Here is a 16,102-nt window from a genome sequence, read left to right as displayed (position 1 = left end):
TCCGCCCCCTCTGACCACAGGCTTCACGGGCCGGTCCCGACCGGGCAGCGGTACCGGCCCGATCAGGCCTGCGCGGCCGCGGCGTGATCGGTACGGGTGCGCATGCGTGCTGCGTCCGCCCGAGGCGGCGCGCCGAACTGCCGTTTGTACTCGCGGCTGAACTGCGAGGGGCTGTCGTATCCCACGCTGGAGGCGACGCCGGTCACGTCGTACGGGCGGCGGGCCAGCATCAGGCGCGCCGCCTGCAGCCGGATCTGCTTCTGGAACTGGATCGGGCTCATCGCCGTGACCGACTGGAAGTTCCGGTGGAACGCGGAGACGCTCATGCCGCAGGACCGGGCCAGGTCTTCGACGCGGAAGGCCTCGGCGTAGTTGTCGCGGATCCAGCCCACGGCCCGGGTGATGTGGGTCAGACCGCTGTCCGCCAGGCCGAGCTGCCGGACGGCTTCGCCCTGCTCTCCTGTCATCAGCCGCCAAAGGATCTCCCGTTTGGCCAGGGGGACCAGCACCCGGCGGTCGCGGGGCCGATCCAGCAGGCGCAGCAGCCGCACGATCGCGTCGATCAGCTCTGCCGGTGCGTCGCTGACCGTGATCCCGGGCCGGGTCGACCGGGTCGAAGGCGGCAGGTCGCCCGGCCCGGCCCGCAGCATCAGCTCCGCGATGACGGCGGGCTCCAGCGTCATGCCGAAACCGAGTTCGGGTCCCTGGGCGATGCGTCCGACCACGGGCAGGTCGGCCGAGGCGACCAGGTACTGACCGACGCCGTACTCGTACACCCTGTCTCCGAGCGCAAGCCGTTTGGCCCCCTGGGCGATCACCGCGAGCACCACGCCGGACATCGCGTACTCCGGCTCGGCGCCCGGCTCGGCCCGGCAGATCCGGACGCCGTCGATGGCCGTCTTCAGATCGGGCCGCGCATGGCGGCCCAGCAGGTCGCGGAGCTCGGCGAGGGACATGCCCCCATCTCACCACGAGACCCGGCAGGATCCCCCGGCTGGGGGCAGGATCGTGCAAGAACGCGCGAACAACGGGCGAGTCCCCCGGCCGGGCCGGCGGCAGGGGACGCGGGCGTGCAGCCCGGCGTCCGACTACGACCCCGTGGTGCCCTGTTCCTCGTAGAGGGCCGTCAGCTGGCCGCGGGCGATGGCGTGGAACCGCAGATGGAATCCCACCAGGGCCGGCGTCGCGTCCGCGTCCGGACCCAGCTTTTCCCTGTCGACGGCGTACACCGTGAACACGTACCGGTGCGGGCCGTCCCCTTCCGGAGGCGCGGCCCCGCCGAAGCCCCTGCTGCCGTAGTCGTTCCGCACCTGCACGGCACCGGCGGGCAGACCTTCGAAGCCCCCGGTTCCGGCTCCCGCAGGCAACTCGGTGACGTCCGCCGGGATGTCGAAGACCGTCCAGTGCCAGAACCCGCTGCCGGTCGGCGCGTCCGGGTCGTAGCACGTGACCGCGTAGCTGCCGGTACCCTCCGGTCCGGCAGACCAGCCGATCTGCGGCGAGGAGTTGCCCTTCGCGTACACCTGGGCGTCCGGGAGGGTGCCGCCGTCACTCACGTCCGTGCTGCTCAACGTCAGCTCGGGTACCTGCGGGTGGAAGTCGTGCGGCAGCGGACGCCGTTGCACCTGATCACTCAACTTCTTGGTCTCCTTCATATCTGCGACGGGGTGCTGCCCCGGGGAGCCGGGGGCGCGTCCCCAGCGGAACACGCATCCGGCGGAAGGCGGGTGCCGACGGGAGGATCGTGCAAGAACGCGCGGCCTTTACCCGGCACGAGGCGCGGGAGTCGCGTCGAGGGCACGTCACCGAGCGCCGGCAGCAGCGACGATCTTCCCCGGGTGCACTCACTCGGGTTCACCGAGTTGACGCTCTGGGGCTGGCGCTGGCGCTGGCCGCGGTGTTCGGGGTTCTCGTACCGCTCCTGGGAGTGGTGGGGGTGTTCGACGCGGTGGCCACCCGAGAGGTCGAGTCCATGACGCTCACTCAGGTGCCGGACGGTCCGGCCGCGAACGGGGTGCGGCCCTCCGGCGTTTCCGGTGCCGCGAGAGGGTTTACGACCTGTCATGTACGCGCTAGCTTCCGAAGTGCACCGGTGAGTGGGAGCGCTCCCATCCATCGGTGCAACGCTCCACATGCCCCACATCTCCCACCGCCCCCTCGAACCTTCCGCATCTGGCACACCCCCACCATCCCCCTGTCGAAGAGCCGCTCGATGAAGGGACGACACCCCACCATGACGCACCGATTACAGGTCACCACGACGCACCCGTCACGAGTCACCACGGAGCCTCGCCCACGAGTACTGCTCGTCCTGCTGGCCGTACTCCCCGTCCTCCTCGGGCTGATCGTGGCCACCGGCGGCGGCGACGCCGAGGCCCACGGCACGCCCATGAAGCCGGGCAGCCGCACGTTCCTGTGCTGGCGCGACGGGCTGACGGACACCGGCGAGATCAAGCCCGTCAACCCCGCCTGCCGGGCCGCCGCGCAGGCCGGCGGCACGACCCCGTTCTACAACTGGTTCTCGGTCCTCCGCTCCGACGGCGCGGGCCGCACCCGCGGGTTCGTGCCCGACGGCGAGCTGTGCAGCGGCGGCAACACCACCTTCACGGGCTTCGACGCGGCCCGTGCGGACTGGCCGCTCACCCATCTCACCGCCGGCGCCCGGATCGACTTCTCCTACAACGCCTGGGCCGCCCACCCCGGTTGGTTCCGGGTCTACATCACCAAGGACGGCTTCGACCCGACCCGCACCCTCACCTGGGACGACATCGAGGACCAGCCGTTCCTGACGGTGGACCACCCGCAGCTGAACGGCTCGCCGGGCACGGTGGAGGGCAACTACTCCTGGGCGGGGGACCTCCCGGCGAACAAGTCGGGCCGCCACATCATCTACATGGTGTGGGAGCGCTCGGACAGCCGGGAGACCTTCTACTCCTGCTCCGACATCGTCTTCGACGGCGGAAACGGCGAGGTGACCGGCGTCAAGGATCCGGGCACCCCGCCCACCGAGCCCCCGCCCGGCCAGTGCACCGCGACCCGCGCGGTGACCTCCTCCTGGTCGGGCGGCTACCAGGCACAGGTCACCGTCACCAACACCGGGACGGTGCCGATGCTCGGCTGGATGGTCGACTGGACCCTCCCGGACGGCCAGACCATCGACAGTCTCTGGAACGGCAGGCTGATGGCCCACGGGCAGGCCGTGATGGTCCACCACGCCGACTGGAACGGCTCACTCGCCCCGGGCGCCAGCGCCACGTTCGGGTACGTCGCCTCGGGCCCCGGCCCGGACACCACGACGGCCCCGCGCTGCACGCTCGGCTGACCGGAGGGCGGGCGTGCCAGGGAGCCGCCACGCCCGCCCTCCCCTCCCCTCCGCTTCACGCCCGCCGCACCGCGTCGAGCACTCCGCCCGCCTCCGGGTAGGGCTCTTCGACCGGCAGCAGCGCACGGGCGGCCTCGGCTTCGCCGTCCCGTACGAGGGCACGCACCCGGTGCGCCAGCGGCGTGACGTCGGTGATGCGCCGAGTCCACTCGTCCGCGTACCGGCGTGCGGCCTCACCGGCCAGACCCAGCTGCAGGGACCGGTACGGCAGCGGCCGCAGCCGGACGTCCCGTTCGGGATCCCACTGGACCCGGGCGGGCGCGCGTTTCAGCTCCCGTCTCCACCTGGCCGGGTCACCGTGCAACTCGCGCTCGTAGTGGGCCAGGCACGCGTGGCGCAGCGCCCACTCGAAGCCCTCCCGGCTGATCTCGACGGCGAGCACGGTCTCCTGGCCGTCCTTCGTGCCCCAGCCGGAGCGGTACATCATCCACAGGAACGACGGCTTGATCCAGGTCATCCGGTCGCGCCGCCACGCCGCCGGAAAGCGGCCGTCCCGCGCGGCGGCCAGGCCGATGTGCGGCGCGTACGCCTGGTAGACGGTGACCGTCGCGTCGGTGTGGGCCGCGCGAATCCTGTACGGGGAGTCGTCCATGGCGATCAGGGTGCGTTCCGGCGGCTCCAGGTGCCAGGCGTTTTTCCGGATGGGGTTCAGACGGGCAGAGCGGCGCGGTGGCGTCGGTGAGGTGGCGGAGGACGCCATGGGGGCCGGGGCGCCGGGCCGGGCCGGTGGGAGCGACGGTCGTTGACCGTCGGGGATGGGGAAGACCGGGCGCGGTGCCACCGTGACGTCCGGCGGCGGCCGGATCCGCCGGATGATCGAGCCGCCGGGTGCTCGCTGCCGGGTCCCGCGCCCGCTCGCTGCTCGGTGCCGTTCAGCTGCCCGGTGCCGCTCGCTCGCGGCTCAGTCCGGGCCGGACCAGTCGAACGGGAAGTACTTGCTGGACCTGCCGCTGCGGTCCCAGGTGAAGTCGAAGGCGTCGGCACGGTCCCGGGTGGCGCGGCCCCAGGTGGCGACCTGTCCCGGACCGACCTCGGCGCCGGGCGCGTTGTGGACCTGGACCCGGGCTCCCTCCGGGGTGGTGGGGCCCGCGAGGGCCTCGGCGCGTGCGGTGACCCGGCCGGGGATCTCGGCGCTCCACGAGCCGAGGTCGGCGGCGATCTCGACATGGATGGGCGCGACGTCCATCCCGCGAATCTCCGCGCCGAACATCTCGCCGAACTGCTGGGGCCAGCCGCCCGCGGCTCCGCCGAAGATCGTGCCGAGGGCGTCCCGCTGGGCTTCGTCGGCCCGCTCGTCGAGGAACACCGCCGCAAGGGGGTCGGTGTGCCTGCGCTCCCACGGGTTTCCCGTGAAGGAGCCGAGCATCAGGACGTTGAGGCCGTCGAGCCGTACGTCTCCGTAGCGGCCCTCGCGGATGTGCCACACCAGCACGCCTTCGCAGTCGCCATCGGAGGGGTCCTGCGCGAACGTGCAGGGGCAGGGGATGGAGCACTTGCAGGTGTCGAACCAGCCGCCGGTCAGCTGCCAGCGGGGGATCGTGGGCTGTTCGGTCATCGCCCGTTCCTCCTTGTCCAGTCCAGGCGCGGTGGACCGTCGGCACGAGGGGCCGAGCGGGCCGCCGACAGGGAGGGGGAGACCTATGGACCTGCGTCCGGTACGTTCGGCCGATGCCGACCGGGGGAGCGGAGAGGCGGTGCCCACCGCGTCCCTTCCTCCAGCCTAGGCGCGGCCCCCGGCCCCGGCCACGCCTGGCCCCACGCCCCTGTCCATGCCACCACGCCGGACCCGGGGCGCGCCGAATCGACGGGACGCGCCCCCGGCACCCGGGGCGCGCCGAATCGAGGGGACGCGCCCCGGACACGCTCCGTCGGTGCTACGCGAGCAGTTCCACCTCCGCGAGCGCGCTCCCACCGCTCCCACCGCCGCTCCCACCGCTCCCGCCGCCGGCAGCCGTCGGCACCAGCCGGTACTTCGCGTACGACCCCGGCCGGGCGATGGCGAACACCCGCGTCTGGCGGTCCCAGGCGAAGGACTCGCCTGCCCGCCGGTCCAGCTCCTGCCAGGTCACGCCGTCCGTGGAGCCCTGCAGGACCCAGCCGTCCGGGGCCGTGTCCTTCGCGGACGACGTCAGCGTGTACTGCACCGCCCGGGGCGAGGACGGCGGCACCGGCAGGTCCACCGGGCCGGTGCCCAGCGCGGCGGCCGTCGCGGAGGTGTCGTCGAACAGCGCGCCCGCCCGGGACAGGACGTCCCGGCGCGGCGACGGGACCTCGTCGTCCGTGGTGATCGACACCGGCGCGGCGTCCGGTCCCGTGCCCCAGGTGGAGGGCCTCGGGCCCATCGTGAACTCCAGCGTTCCGCCGCGCGCCAGCAGGTCGTGCGGCAGCGCCGTCGACGTCCACGCCCGGCCGTTCACCCGGACGCTCCGCACGTAGACGTTCCGGGCGCTGTTCCCGGGCGCCGTCACCACCAGCGTGCGGCCGTTGTCCATCCGTACGGTCGCCCGGGTGAAGAGCGGCGAGCCGATGGCGTACTCGCCGCTGCCCATCACCAGCGGGTAGAACCCCAGCGCGGAGAACAGGTACCAGGCGGACTGCTCGCCGTTGTCCTCGTCGCCGTGGTAGCCCTGGCCGATCTCGCTGCCGACGTACAGCCTCGACAGGACCTCGCGTACCTTCTCCTGCGTCTTCCACGGCTGCCCGGCCGCGTTGTACATGTACGTGACGTGGTGGGCGACCTGGTTGGAGTGCCCGTACATGCCCATCCGCACGTCCCGGGCCTCCGTCATCTCATGGATGACGGACCCGTAGGAGCCGACGAACTCCGGCGACGCCGTCTCGGGCGTCGAGAAGTACGTGTCCAGCTTCTTCCCGAGGGCCGCCCTTCCCCCGTACAGGTTGGCGAGGCCCCGGCTGTCCTGCGGGGCGGTGAAGGCGTAGCCCCAGCCGTTCGTCTCCGTGTAGTCGTGTCCCCAGACCCGCGGGTCGTACGACGCGCTCGGCACCCGCCAGTCGCCGTTGTCGTCGCGGCCCTGGAAGAAGCCCGCCTTCGCGTCGAAGAGGCTCACGTATCTCCGGGCCCGGTTGAGGAAGTACGCGGACTCCTCCCGGTAGCGGGCCTTGCCGGTCTTCGCGTGCAGCGCGTCCGCCATGCGTGCCAGGCCGTAGTCGTTGAGGTAGCCCTCCAGGGACCAGGACAGGCCCTCGTGGGTCCGGGTCGACGCGTAGCCGGTGAACGGCGACGTCTCCATGCCCTTGCGGCCCACGCCCCGGCTCGGCGGCACCACCGTCGCGTTCTTCAGCGCGGCCTCGTACGCCGCCTCCGCGTCGAAGTCGACGCCCTTGACGTACGCGTCGGCGAACGCGACGTCCGACGACGTACCGGTCATCAGGTCGGCGTACCCGGGCGACGACCAGCGGGAGATCCAGCCGCCGTCCTTGTACTGCTGCACGAACCCGTCGACCAGCTCGCCGGCCTTCCGGGGGGTGAGGAGGGAGTACGCGGGCCACGTCGTCCGGTAGGTGTCCCAGAAGCCGTTGTTGACGTACACCCTGCCGTCGACGATCTTCGCACCGGTGTGGGTGGGGGTGTCCGGGCCGGTCTGCGGCGAGAACGGGCTCGCGTACCGGTACCGTCCGTCGACCTTCTCGTGACCGGCGTTGGGGTACAGGTACAGCCGGTACAGGCCGGAATAGAGGGTGGTCAGCTGGTCCCGGGTCGCGCCCTCCACGCGGACGCGTCCGAGCACCTGGTCCCAGGCGGCCTGCGCCCGCGCCCTGACCCCGTCGAAGGACAGGTGCGGGGGGATCTCGGCGGCCAGGTTCCGGCGGGCCTGCTCCACGCTGATCAGCGAGGTCGCCATGCGCAGGGTGACGCTCCGGTCGGGGCCCGCGGCGAAACGCAGATGGCCCTTGACGCCCGCCGACGCCGAGTCGGTGACCGGCGCGTCGAAGACGCCGTACACGAACATCCGCGTGGCACCGGTGGACAGACCGCTCTTCACGTCCGAGTAGCCGGTGAACGAGCTGCCGGCCGGATCGAGGGTCAGGCCGCCCTCCTCCGTCACGTTGTCGAAGACGACGGAGGCGTCACCGCCGGGGAAGCCGAAGCGCATCACGGCCGCGTGGTCGGCCGGGGCGATCTCGGCGCGTACGCCGTTGTCGAACCGGACGCCGTAGTAGTGCGGCTTCGCCGTCTCGTTCTCGTGGCGGAAGGGCAGGGCGCGGGCCACGCGCCCGGTGGGCGGGGTGCCGTCGGCCGCCGACGGCATCAGCTGGAAGGTCTGCCGGTCGCCCATCCACGGGCTCGGCTCATGGCTGGCGGCGAAGGCCTGCACCGTGGGCAGGTTGTCGGCGTTGTTGCCGCGCGCGTACTCGTACAGCCAGCTCTTCGACGCGGCGTTGGTCACCGGCGTCCAGAAGTTGAAGCCGTGCGGTACGGCCGTCGCCGGGAAGGTGTTGCCGCGTGAGAAGGAGCCGCTGGAGTGGGTGCCGCGCACCGTCGACACATGGTCCGACGGGCGGGCGGACAGCGGTTCGGGCGCGGCGGGGCGCAGCGCGATGTCGTCGATCCAGCCCTGGAACACGGCGGGTCCGGCGGGCGAGTCGTAGGCGACGAGGATCCGGTCCACGGTCTTGCCCGCGGCGACCGTGCCGATGCCCGCTGTGACCTGGTTCCACTGGTTGACGTAGAGCCGCTTGGCGGCGGCCTGGCCCCGGGGGGTGAGCGCCCCGCCGTGGCGGTCGACGGCGCCCAGCTCGCTCAGGTAGGTGCCGTCGGTGAAGGCGAGGTCCACGGCCACATGGGTCGCGGGGTAGGTGAGGTCCGTCTCGGGCAGGGACGGGAAGATCCGGTACGACAACTCGGTGTCGCGGCGGACGGCGGTGTGGACGTCGAGGACCCTGTTGTACGAGTAGGCCCGGCCGTCCGGCCGGTGGGCGCCCGCGTACCGCAGCGCCCGCGTTCCGGTGAACCCGGCGTTGGCCTTGGCGGTGGGGGAGCCGCCGGGCCCCCGGTGGACGTGGGTCCGCATGGTCGGCGGGACGGGTGTGGAGGTGTCCCCGTTCGAGAACTGGACGTCGGCGAGCTGGGTGATGCCTACGGCTCCGTTGTTCTCGGTGATCTCCAGCCGGTAATGCGTGTACTCCGCCGCATTGCCGATGTCGTACGTCCGCGTCTGAAAGCGTGTGTCGAAATGCTGGCCCTCGCGGGTGTCCAGTGTCCGCCACTCCGTTCCGTCCGCCGATCCTCTGAGCGTCCAGTTCTTCGGGTCGCGTTCGGCGTGGTCGTTGGCCGAGGTCAGGGCATAGGTGACGACCTTGGCGGGTTCGTCGAGCCGGAATTCGAGCCAGGCGGTGGGGGTGAACGTGAGCCACTTGGTGCTCGGCTGGAGGTCGACCAGGTTCTCCTTGGTCTCGCCCGCGGCGGCGTTCTCGCCGCTGGCGGCCACCTGGGCGACCCTGTCGGTCACGTTGCCCGGTATCCCGGCGGCGAAGCCGCCGTCGACACCGGCTGCCCGAGGGGTGCCGTCGGGGGCGGTGTCGACGGTGTCGCGCCACGCGGGAGCGGGCTCGTCCGCCTCGAACGAGGTGCTGAACTCCCGGTCGGCAGAAGCCTCTTGAGCGGCGGGCCGGTCGCCGGGCGCGGTCCCGGGACGCCCGGGAAGGGCGAGCGCGGCCGACGGCAGGGCCGTCACGAGCAGGGCGGCGGCCGCCACGAGGGCGGCCGTGGACAAGGGTCTGCGTCGCATCCCGGATCTGCCTCCACACACACCTGGACAACGTTGTCAGTTCAAGGGGGCAGGCTCAGTAGGGAGCCAAGTGACAGGTTGTGTCAAGGGTGTTGACCGTGTCGAAAGGCGGGATTCAGCCTTTCCGGCGAGTGTGACCGCCGCCGAATGCCCGGCCTGCGAAGGTATCTGCGTGCATGGCCGTGAGCGTGGTTTTCCCGCAGGTCTCAACTCGGGAAAGAGTATCCGCGAAACATGTTCTCGATCTTGCCCAGTTGACGTGAAGTGGACTATACCTGTCGGCGTCCACCCGGCCGTTCACGACGGCCGTGACCCTGACCCCCTGACCCCCTGCACGACCCAGCTTGCAGTAGACCGCGGTGGCGGGGCCCTTCGCCTCAGGCGAGTCAGTACGGGCGACCGGCACACCGCCTGAGTCCTGGAGAAGGCGAGGACTTGAGCATGGGATCCACCTCCGCCCGCAACAACAGTGACAGTGAGGGCCTCGGCCGCCGCAGTCTGATCAAGCGGTCCGCCGCGCTCGCCGCGATCACCGTCCCGACCATGGGCTTCCTGTCCGCCTGCGCCACCGGCGGCGGGGGCGGCAACGAGAAGGAGACCAAGGCGCCCGGCGGCGAGAAGACCGAGAAGAACCCCCTGGGCGTGAAGCACGGCGCCCCGCTGGAGGCCTTCATCTTCAAGGGAGGGCTGGGCGACCAGTACGCGAAGGACGCGGAGGCCGACTTCAGGGCGGCCTACGGCGCCGAGGTCAAGCACACCGGCACCCAGCAGGTCGGCCCCAAGCTCACCCCGCGCTTCGCCGGCGGCAACCCGCCCGACGTCATCGACAACTCCGGCGCCGACCACCTGGACATGAACAAGCTCTCCACCCAGGGCCAGCTCCAGGACCTGGCCGCCCTCCTCGACGCCGCCTCCATGGACGATCCGGCCAAGAAGGTCCGGGACACCATCCACCCGAGCACCATCGAGAAGGGCAGGCACGGCGACACGTTCGACGTGCTCTACTACGCCTTCACCATCTACGGCACCTGGTACTCGCGGAAGCTGCTGGACTCCAGGGGCTGGGCGTACCCCAGGACCCTGACCGAGATGGTCACGCTCTGCGGCGAGATCAAGAAGGCGGGCATCGCCCCCTGGACGTACGCGGGCAAGTATCCGTACTACGTGCACTTCAACCTGTTCGCGCAGATCGCCAAGATCGGCGGCATGGAGAAGTGGATCGCGATCGACAACCTGGAGCCGAACGCCTGGACGTCGAACGACGCGGTCAAGGAGGTCGTCGAGCACTACGAGGAGCTCGCCGCGAAGAAGTACTTCCTGGAGGGCAGCCAGGGCCTGACCCACATCCAGTCCCAGACCGCCTGGAACAAGGGCAAGGCCGTCTTCATCCCCAACGGCTCCTGGGTGGAGAACGAGGCGGCGCCGACCACACCGGCCGACTTCGGCATGGCGGTCGGCGCGCTCTTCGACGGCACCGGCGACGCGATGCCGCACGGCACGCTGCGCGCCGAGCCGAGCGAGCCGTACATCGTCGCCAGCAAGGGCAAGAACCCCGCGGGCGGCATGGAACTGCTCCGCATCATGCTCTCCAAGAAGCACGCGCAGAACTTCGCAACGAAGGTGAAGTCCCTGACCTGCGTCATGGACGCCACCGAGGGCATGACCCTGTCGCCCGGCCTCTCCTCCGCCAGCGAGGTCTTCAAGGCGGCCGGGGACAACCTGATCAGCCTTCAGCTGCAGGAGTGGTACCCCGCCCTCACCGACGAGAAGATCGGCGGCCTGACCGGTCACCTGCTCGCAGGTGAGCTGAAGGCCGCCGACTGGATCAAGAAGACCCAGGCGGAGGCCGACAAGGTGGCCAAGGACGATTCCGTCACCAAGTTCAAGCGCACCGCCTGACACGTCGCCAGCGCACCGCCTACCGCCGGTCGCCCATCGCCTGGGGATTCCAGCCGATCCGTCCGGCGGACAGAAGAGGGGAAGGGCCGGGAAGCACCATGCAGCACGGCAAGTACCGATTCATCGTGGGCTTCCTGGCCCTGCCTCTGCTCATCTACGGCGTGTTCGTGATCTCGCCCTTCGTCCAGGCGTTCCAGATCTCCATGACGGACTGGTCCGGCCTGGTCGGCACGGCGGAGTTCGTGGGCCTGGACAACTTCACCAGGCTCTGGGACAACGACGACTTCTGGAACGCGCTCCGCCACAACGTGTACATGCTGGCGCTGGTCCCGGTGGTCACGCTCGGGCTCGGGATCTTCTTCGCCTTCATGCTCAACGTGGGCGGCCGCCGCAGGAAGAACGAGGCGGTCGCCGGGGTCGCCGGCTCGAAGTTCTACAAGTTCGTCTTCTTCTTCCCTCAGGTCATCTCCATCACGATCATCGCCGTCATCTGGTTCAACATCTACAACCCCGACCCGGACGACGGCATGCTCAACTCACTGCTCGGCGCGATCGGCCTGGACGGTCTGCAGAACGCCTGGCTGGGCGAGAAGAGCCTCGCCCTCTGGTGCATCAGCGCGGTCATGGTCTGGGGGCACGTCGGCTTCTACGTGGTGCTCTTCTCGGCGGCCATGGCGTCCATCCCCCGGGACATCTACGAGGCGGCCCTGCTCGACGGCGCCAGCCGCTTCCACACCTTCTTCAAGATCACCCTCCCGCTGCTGTGGGACACCGTCCAGACCGGCTGGGTGTACATGGGCATCATCGCCCTGGACGCCTTCGCGCTGGTCCAGATCATGTCGGTCAACATGGGCGGCCCGGACGGCGCCACGGACGTCATGCCGCTGAGGCTGTACCTGACGGCGTTCCGGGACACCCAGTTCGGCTACGCCGCGGCCATGGGCGTCGCGATGCTCGTGGTGACGATGACGTTCGCAGTGCTCGCGATGCGCCTCGGGCGCCGCGAGCGGATCGAGTACTAGGGGTACGCCGGATGACGACGGAAGAGACCGAACCGACCGGCGCGACGGAAGCGGCCGAGTCGAGGGAAGCGGCGGAGGCGACCGGGGCGACCGGGAGGGCGGAAGCCGCCGAGGCGTTCGCGGTGACGGCGAAGGCGACGAAGACGGCGCAGGCGGCGCAGGCCGAGCCGGCGACCGCCCCGGCAGGCCCCGCCGGCCGTACCGACCGCGCCGATCGCACCGGCCCCGCCGACCGCACCGGCCGCGCCGCCTCCACCGTCAGCGGGAGGCTCGGACCGACGACGGGCCGTACCTCCGAGGGCGGTGTGCTCAACGTCTTCTCCCACGGCATCCTCATCGCCTGGGCGCTGATGGTCGGCGTGCCGCTGCTGTGGGTGCTGTGGAGCGCCTTCAAGGACAGCAACGGCATCCTGAGCGACCCGTGGGGGCTGCCGACCGTCCTGCACTGGGAGAACTGGGCCAACGCGTGGAACGAAGCGAACATGGGCCAGTACTTCCTGAACACCGCCATCGTGGTGGGCGGTTCGGTCGTCGGCACGATGGTGCTCGGCTCGATGGCGGCGTACGTACTGGCGCGGTTCACCTTCCCGGGGAACAGGTTCATCTACTACCTGTTCGTCGCAGGCATGTCCTTCCCGGTCTTCATGCTGGTCATCCCGCTCTTCTTCGTCCTGCGGGACTTCCCCGGCAGTACGCTCCTGGCGACCTACCACGGGCTCATCCTGGTCTACATCGCCTACTCGCTGCCGTTCACCGTCTTCTTCATGACGGCGTTCTTCCGTACGCTGCCGACCTCGGTGGCGGAGGCGGCCATGATCGACGGCGCGTCCCACACGCGGACGTTCTTCCAGGTCATGGTGCCGATGGCGAAGCCCGGTCTGATCAGCATCGGGATCTTCAACTTCCTGGGCCAGTGGAACCAGTACCTGCTGCCCATGGTCCTCAACCAGCAGGAGGAGAAGTACGTCCTGACGCAGGGCCTGGCGATGATCGCCCTGCAGAACGGCTACGAGAACGACTGGGGCGCCCTGATGGCGGGCATGATGATCGCGATGCTGCCCGTGCTCATCGTCTACGCGATCTTCCAGCGCCAGGTCCAGTCCGGTCTCACGGCGGGGGCGCTGAAGTAGCGGGCCGCCGGAGCCCCTGCGCGAAGGCCGCGAGCCCTCCCGCGTGACGTACCGGGCACCGCTTCCCCTCGCGGGGACGGTCCGCTTCCGGGACTTCGCGGTCGGGGGGTTCGCCTCCCGAGGGTGGGTATGAGGAGTGAACCGCTCGTCGGTGCGAGTCCGCGCCGGCGGGCGGTTTTATTTACTGCATTCCGCATAATTCGGATATTTCCGGACCTTATGTGCTCATCGGAGCTTCGTGACGCTCAAGGTCTTGACGGGGGCCAACCCTAAACGCTCAGCTTAGAGTTCACATGTTGGAGAAAACGGCAGGAGTGAGAGAGTCGATGGAGACTCCGGGGTCGCAGACATCTCTGCATCGGGCCAATCTCGAGCGGGTCGTACGCGCGGTGCGTATGGCCGGTTCCCTCACCCAGGCGGAGATCGCCAGGGCCACCGGCCTCTCCGCGGCCACGGTCTCCAACATCGTGCGGGAGCTGAAGGACGGTGGCACCGTCGAGGTCACGCCCACGTCGGCGGGTGGCCGGCGGGCCCGCAGCGTGTCGCTCAGCGGGGACGCCGGCATCGTGATCGGCGTCGACTTCGGGCACACCCACCTCCGGGTCGCGGTGGGAAACCTGGCCCATCAGGTGCTCGCCGAGGAGTCCGAGCCGCTCGATGTGGACGCCTCGTCGGCGGAGGGCTTCGACCGGGCGGAACGGCTGGTCAAGCGGCTGATCGAGACGACCGGGATCGGTCAGGACAAGGTGATCGGCGTCGGTCTCGGCGTACCGGGCCCCATCGACGTCTCGTCCGGCACACTCGGGTCGACCTCGATCCTGCCGGGCTGGACCGGCATCAATCCGAGCCAGGAGCTGTCCGGCCGCCTCGGCGTCCCCGTGTACGTGGACAACGACGCCAACCTCGGCGCGCTCGGCGAGCTGGTCTGGGGCGCCGGTCGCGGCGTCAGGGACCTCGCGTACATCAAGGTGGCCAGCGGTGTGGGCGCCGGGCTCGTCATCGACGGGCAGATCTACCGGGGGCCCGGCGGTACGGCGGGGGAGATCGGGCACATCACCCTGGACGAGTCGGGCCCGGTGTGCCGCTGCGGCAACCGCGGCTGCCTGGAGACCTTCACGGCAGCCCGCTACGTCCTGCCGCTCCTCCGTCCCGGGCACGGCCCCGACCTCACCATGGAGCGGGTCGTGCAGCTCGCGCGGGAGGGCGACCCGGGCTGCCGGCGGGTGGTCGCCGATGTCGGGCGGCACATCGGCAGCGGCGTGGCCAACCTGTGCAACCTGCTCAATCCCAGCCGGGTCGTGCTCGGCGGCGACCTCGCGGAGGCCGGGGAACTGGTCCTGGCGCCCATCCGCGAGTCCGTCTCGCGGTACGCCATCCCCAGCGCCGCGCGGCAGCTCTCCGTGGCCCCTGGGGCCCTCGGCGGCCGGGCCGAGGTGCTGGGCGCGCTCGCTCTCGTGCTGAGCGAGATGGGTGATTCGACCCTGTTGGAGAACGCCGTGCCCGCCGCGCCCGCGGCCACCACGCCTGCGTTCACTTAGATAACGGATGGCACCGTTGTCATCTCGTTAAGAATTTACTCCTTGACGATGGCGTGGCGGCCGAGTTGACTTCCAGCCACCTCGGCCGCAACGTCGCGGCCTCGTCAGGGAGGCAACCCACATGAACGCAATGACGCGACGCGTCGTCATAGGTACGGCCGCGGTGTCCATGGCCGTGTCCCTCGCCGCCTGTGGCAAGGCGGGCGACGGCGACGCCGGCGGCGGTGGCGGCGACAGCAAGACCATCGGTCTGCTGCTGCCGGAGAACAAGACGACCCGCTACGAGACGTTCGACCGCCCCATCATCGAGGCGAAGATCAAGGAACTGTGCGGCGACTGCGAGGTCAAGTACAACAACGCCGCGCAGGACACCGAGACGCAGAAGAAGCAGTTCGACGCGCTGGTCACGCAGGGCGTCAAGGTCATCATCCTCGACTCGGTCGACTACAAGGCCACCAAGTCCTGGGTCGAGCAGGCCGCCAAGAAGGGCGTCAAGGTCGTCGCCTACGACCGGCTCGCCGAGGGCCCGATCTCCGCGTACGTGTCGTACGACAACGAGAAGATCGGCCGCCTGCAGGGCGAGGGCCTCGTCAAGGCGCTCGGTGACAAGGCCGCGCAGAGCAACGTCGTCATGATCAACGGCTCGCCGACCGACCCGAACGCCCCGCTGTTCAAGAAGGGCGCGCACAGCGTTCTCGACAGCCAGGTCAAGAAGATCGTCTACGAGCAGGACATCCCGGACTGGTCGCCCGACGAGGCCAACAAGAAGATGGGCGCCGCCATCGACTCGCTCGGCAAGGACGGTTTCCAGGGCGTCTACTCCGCCAACGACGGCATGGCCGGCGGCATCATCACCGCCCTCAACAAGCAGGGCGTCAAGGTCCCGGTCGGCGGCCAGGACGCCGAGCTGGCCGGTCTCCAGCGCATCCTGAAGGGCGAGCAGGCCTTCACGATCTACAAGCAGATCAAGCCGGAGGCCGAGACCACCGCCGAGATCGCCGTCCGCCTCCTCCAGGGCAAGGCCATCGACGACCTGGCCCCGACCAAGGTCGACTCCCTCACCGGTGAGTACAAGGGCACGCCCGCCAAGCTGTACGACGCGCAGATCGTGACCAAGGACAACATCGCCGACACGATCATCGCGGACAAGGTCTACAAGGCCGCCGACATCTGCACGGCCGAGTACAAGGCCGCCTGCGAGGCCGCCGGCATCAAGTAGGCCGGCCGCGACACCCCCACAGGAGAGGCCCGCCCCGCCGGCGGGCCCCCTGCACCGGTCCGGTGCCCGCCCGCTCACACGCCCCGCGGCGCGGGCGGGCGCCGGACTCCCTCGCACCTCGTGCCCCCGGGCACCACCATCCCCGCCGGAACAGGCGGCGAA

General features: G+C 70.2%; 11 protein-coding genes. 6 read left to right on the top strand and 5 right to left on the bottom strand.

Going from position 1 to position 16,102, the window contains the following annotated elements:
- Nucleotides 1–62 precede the first annotated feature (62 nt).
- Nucleotides 63–956 carry an AraC family transcriptional regulator N-terminal domain-containing protein gene (locus tag ACGF5U_RS20075; protein ID WP_392713627.1) on the bottom strand — a complete coding sequence of 298 codons (894 nt, stop codon included), beginning with the start codon at nt 954–956 and terminating at the stop codon, nt 63–65.
- Nucleotides 957–1,088: 132 nt separating this feature from the next.
- Nucleotides 1,089–1,637 (bottom strand): YbhB/YbcL family Raf kinase inhibitor-like protein, encoded by a 549-nt coding sequence (locus tag ACGF5U_RS20070; protein ID WP_392713629.1) that lies wholly within the window; start codon nt 1,635–1,637, stop codon nt 1,089–1,091.
- Between the two features lie 575 nt (nt 1,638–2,212).
- On the opposite strand from ACGF5U_RS20070, the gene ACGF5U_RS20065 reads away from it, so the two are divergent.
- Nucleotides 2,213–3,322: a lytic polysaccharide monooxygenase gene (locus ACGF5U_RS20065; RefSeq protein ID WP_392818855.1), complete on the top strand. Its 1,110-nt coding sequence runs from the start codon at nt 2,213–2,215 to the stop codon at nt 3,320–3,322.
- Nucleotides 3,323–3,377: 55 nt separating this feature from the next.
- Here the strand turns inward: ACGF5U_RS20065 and ACGF5U_RS20060 are convergent, their stop codons facing one another.
- The 3 genes from ACGF5U_RS20060 to ACGF5U_RS20050 all read right to left on the bottom strand — a co-directional run bounded on the left by ACGF5U_RS20060 (nt 3,378) and on the right by ACGF5U_RS20050 (nt 9,132).
- A complete protein-coding gene (locus tag ACGF5U_RS20060) occupies nt 3,378–3,974 on the bottom strand; it encodes a DUF4291 domain-containing protein (protein WP_392713633.1) in 597 nt (198 codons plus the stop codon).
- 309 nt (nt 3,975–4,283) lie between these two features.
- Nucleotides 4,284–4,937, bottom strand: a complete 654-nt coding sequence (locus ACGF5U_RS20055; RefSeq protein WP_392713635.1) for a DUF1326 domain-containing protein — start codon at nt 4,935–4,937, stop codon at nt 4,284–4,286.
- Nucleotides 4,938–5,256: 319 nt separating this feature from the next.
- Entirely contained in the window at nt 5,257–9,132 is a 3,876-nt protein-coding gene (locus ACGF5U_RS20050; RefSeq protein WP_392713637.1) for a GH92 family glycosyl hydrolase, read from the bottom strand.
- A gap of 441 nt (nt 9,133–9,573) precedes the next feature.
- On the opposite strand from ACGF5U_RS20050, the gene ngcE reads away from it, so the two are divergent.
- The 5 genes from ngcE (at nt 9,574) to ACGF5U_RS20025 (ending at nt 15,940) form a co-directional block, all read left to right on the top strand.
- Nucleotides 9,574–11,031, top strand: a complete 1,458-nt coding sequence (gene ngcE, locus ACGF5U_RS20045; protein ID WP_392713639.1) for an N-acetylglucosamine/diacetylchitobiose ABC transporter substrate-binding protein — start codon at nt 9,574–9,576, stop codon at nt 11,029–11,031.
- A gap of 98 nt (nt 11,032–11,129) precedes the next feature.
- Nucleotides 11,130–12,053 (top strand): carbohydrate ABC transporter permease, encoded by a 924-nt coding sequence (locus tag ACGF5U_RS20040; protein ID WP_392713641.1) that lies wholly within the window; start codon nt 11,130–11,132, stop codon nt 12,051–12,053.
- Between the two features lie 305 nt (nt 12,054–12,358).
- Nucleotides 12,359–13,183 (top strand): carbohydrate ABC transporter permease, encoded by an 825-nt coding sequence (locus ACGF5U_RS20035; protein WP_392713744.1) that lies wholly within the window; start codon nt 12,359–12,361, stop codon nt 13,181–13,183.
- A 326-nt stretch (nt 13,184–13,509) separates the two neighbouring features.
- Complete coding sequence (locus tag ACGF5U_RS20030) at nt 13,510–14,721, top strand: ROK family protein (protein WP_392713643.1); 1,212 nt, start codon at nt 13,510–13,512, stop codon at nt 14,719–14,721.
- A 121-nt stretch (nt 14,722–14,842) separates the two neighbouring features.
- Nucleotides 14,843–15,940, top strand: coding sequence for a substrate-binding domain-containing protein (locus ACGF5U_RS20025; protein ID WP_392713645.1), 1,098 nt, complete (start codon nt 14,843–14,845; stop codon nt 15,938–15,940).
- Nucleotides 15,941–16,102 lie beyond the last annotated feature (162 nt).

It is taken from the genome of Streptomyces sp. NPDC047886 (assembly GCF_043204435.1).
Lineage (GTDB): Bacteria > Actinomycetota > Actinomycetes > Streptomycetales > Streptomycetaceae > Streptomyces.
Note: the sequence above shows the minus strand (reverse complement) of the source record. Positions and strands in the feature narration are given on the sequence as shown.

Coding starts and splice junctions, on each gene's coding strand:
- ACGF5U_RS20075 (WP_392713627.1), bottom strand. CDS start 956: ATGTCCCTCGCCGAGCTCCGCGACCTGCTGGGCCGCCATGCGCGGCCC.
- ACGF5U_RS20065 (WP_392818855.1), top strand. CDS start 2,213: ATGAAGGGACGACACCCCACCATGACGCACCGATTACAGGTCACCACG.
- ACGF5U_RS20060 (WP_392713633.1), bottom strand. CDS start 3,974: ATGGACGACTCCCCGTACAGGATTCGCGCGGCCCACACCGACGCGACG.
- ACGF5U_RS20055 (WP_392713635.1), bottom strand. CDS start 4,937: ATGACCGAACAGCCCACGATCCCCCGCTGGCAGCTGACCGGCGGCTGG.
- ACGF5U_RS20050 (WP_392713637.1), bottom strand. CDS start 9,132: ATGCGACGCAGACCCTTGTCCACGGCCGCCCTCGTGGCGGCCGCCGCC.
- ngcE (WP_392713639.1), top strand. CDS start 9,574: ATGGGATCCACCTCCGCCCGCAACAACAGTGACAGTGAGGGCCTCGGC.
- ACGF5U_RS20040 (WP_392713641.1), top strand. CDS start 11,130: ATGCAGCACGGCAAGTACCGATTCATCGTGGGCTTCCTGGCCCTGCCT.
- ACGF5U_RS20030 (WP_392713643.1), top strand. CDS start 13,510: ATGGAGACTCCGGGGTCGCAGACATCTCTGCATCGGGCCAATCTCGAG.
- ACGF5U_RS20025 (WP_392713645.1), top strand. CDS start 14,843: ATGAACGCAATGACGCGACGCGTCGTCATAGGTACGGCCGCGGTGTCC.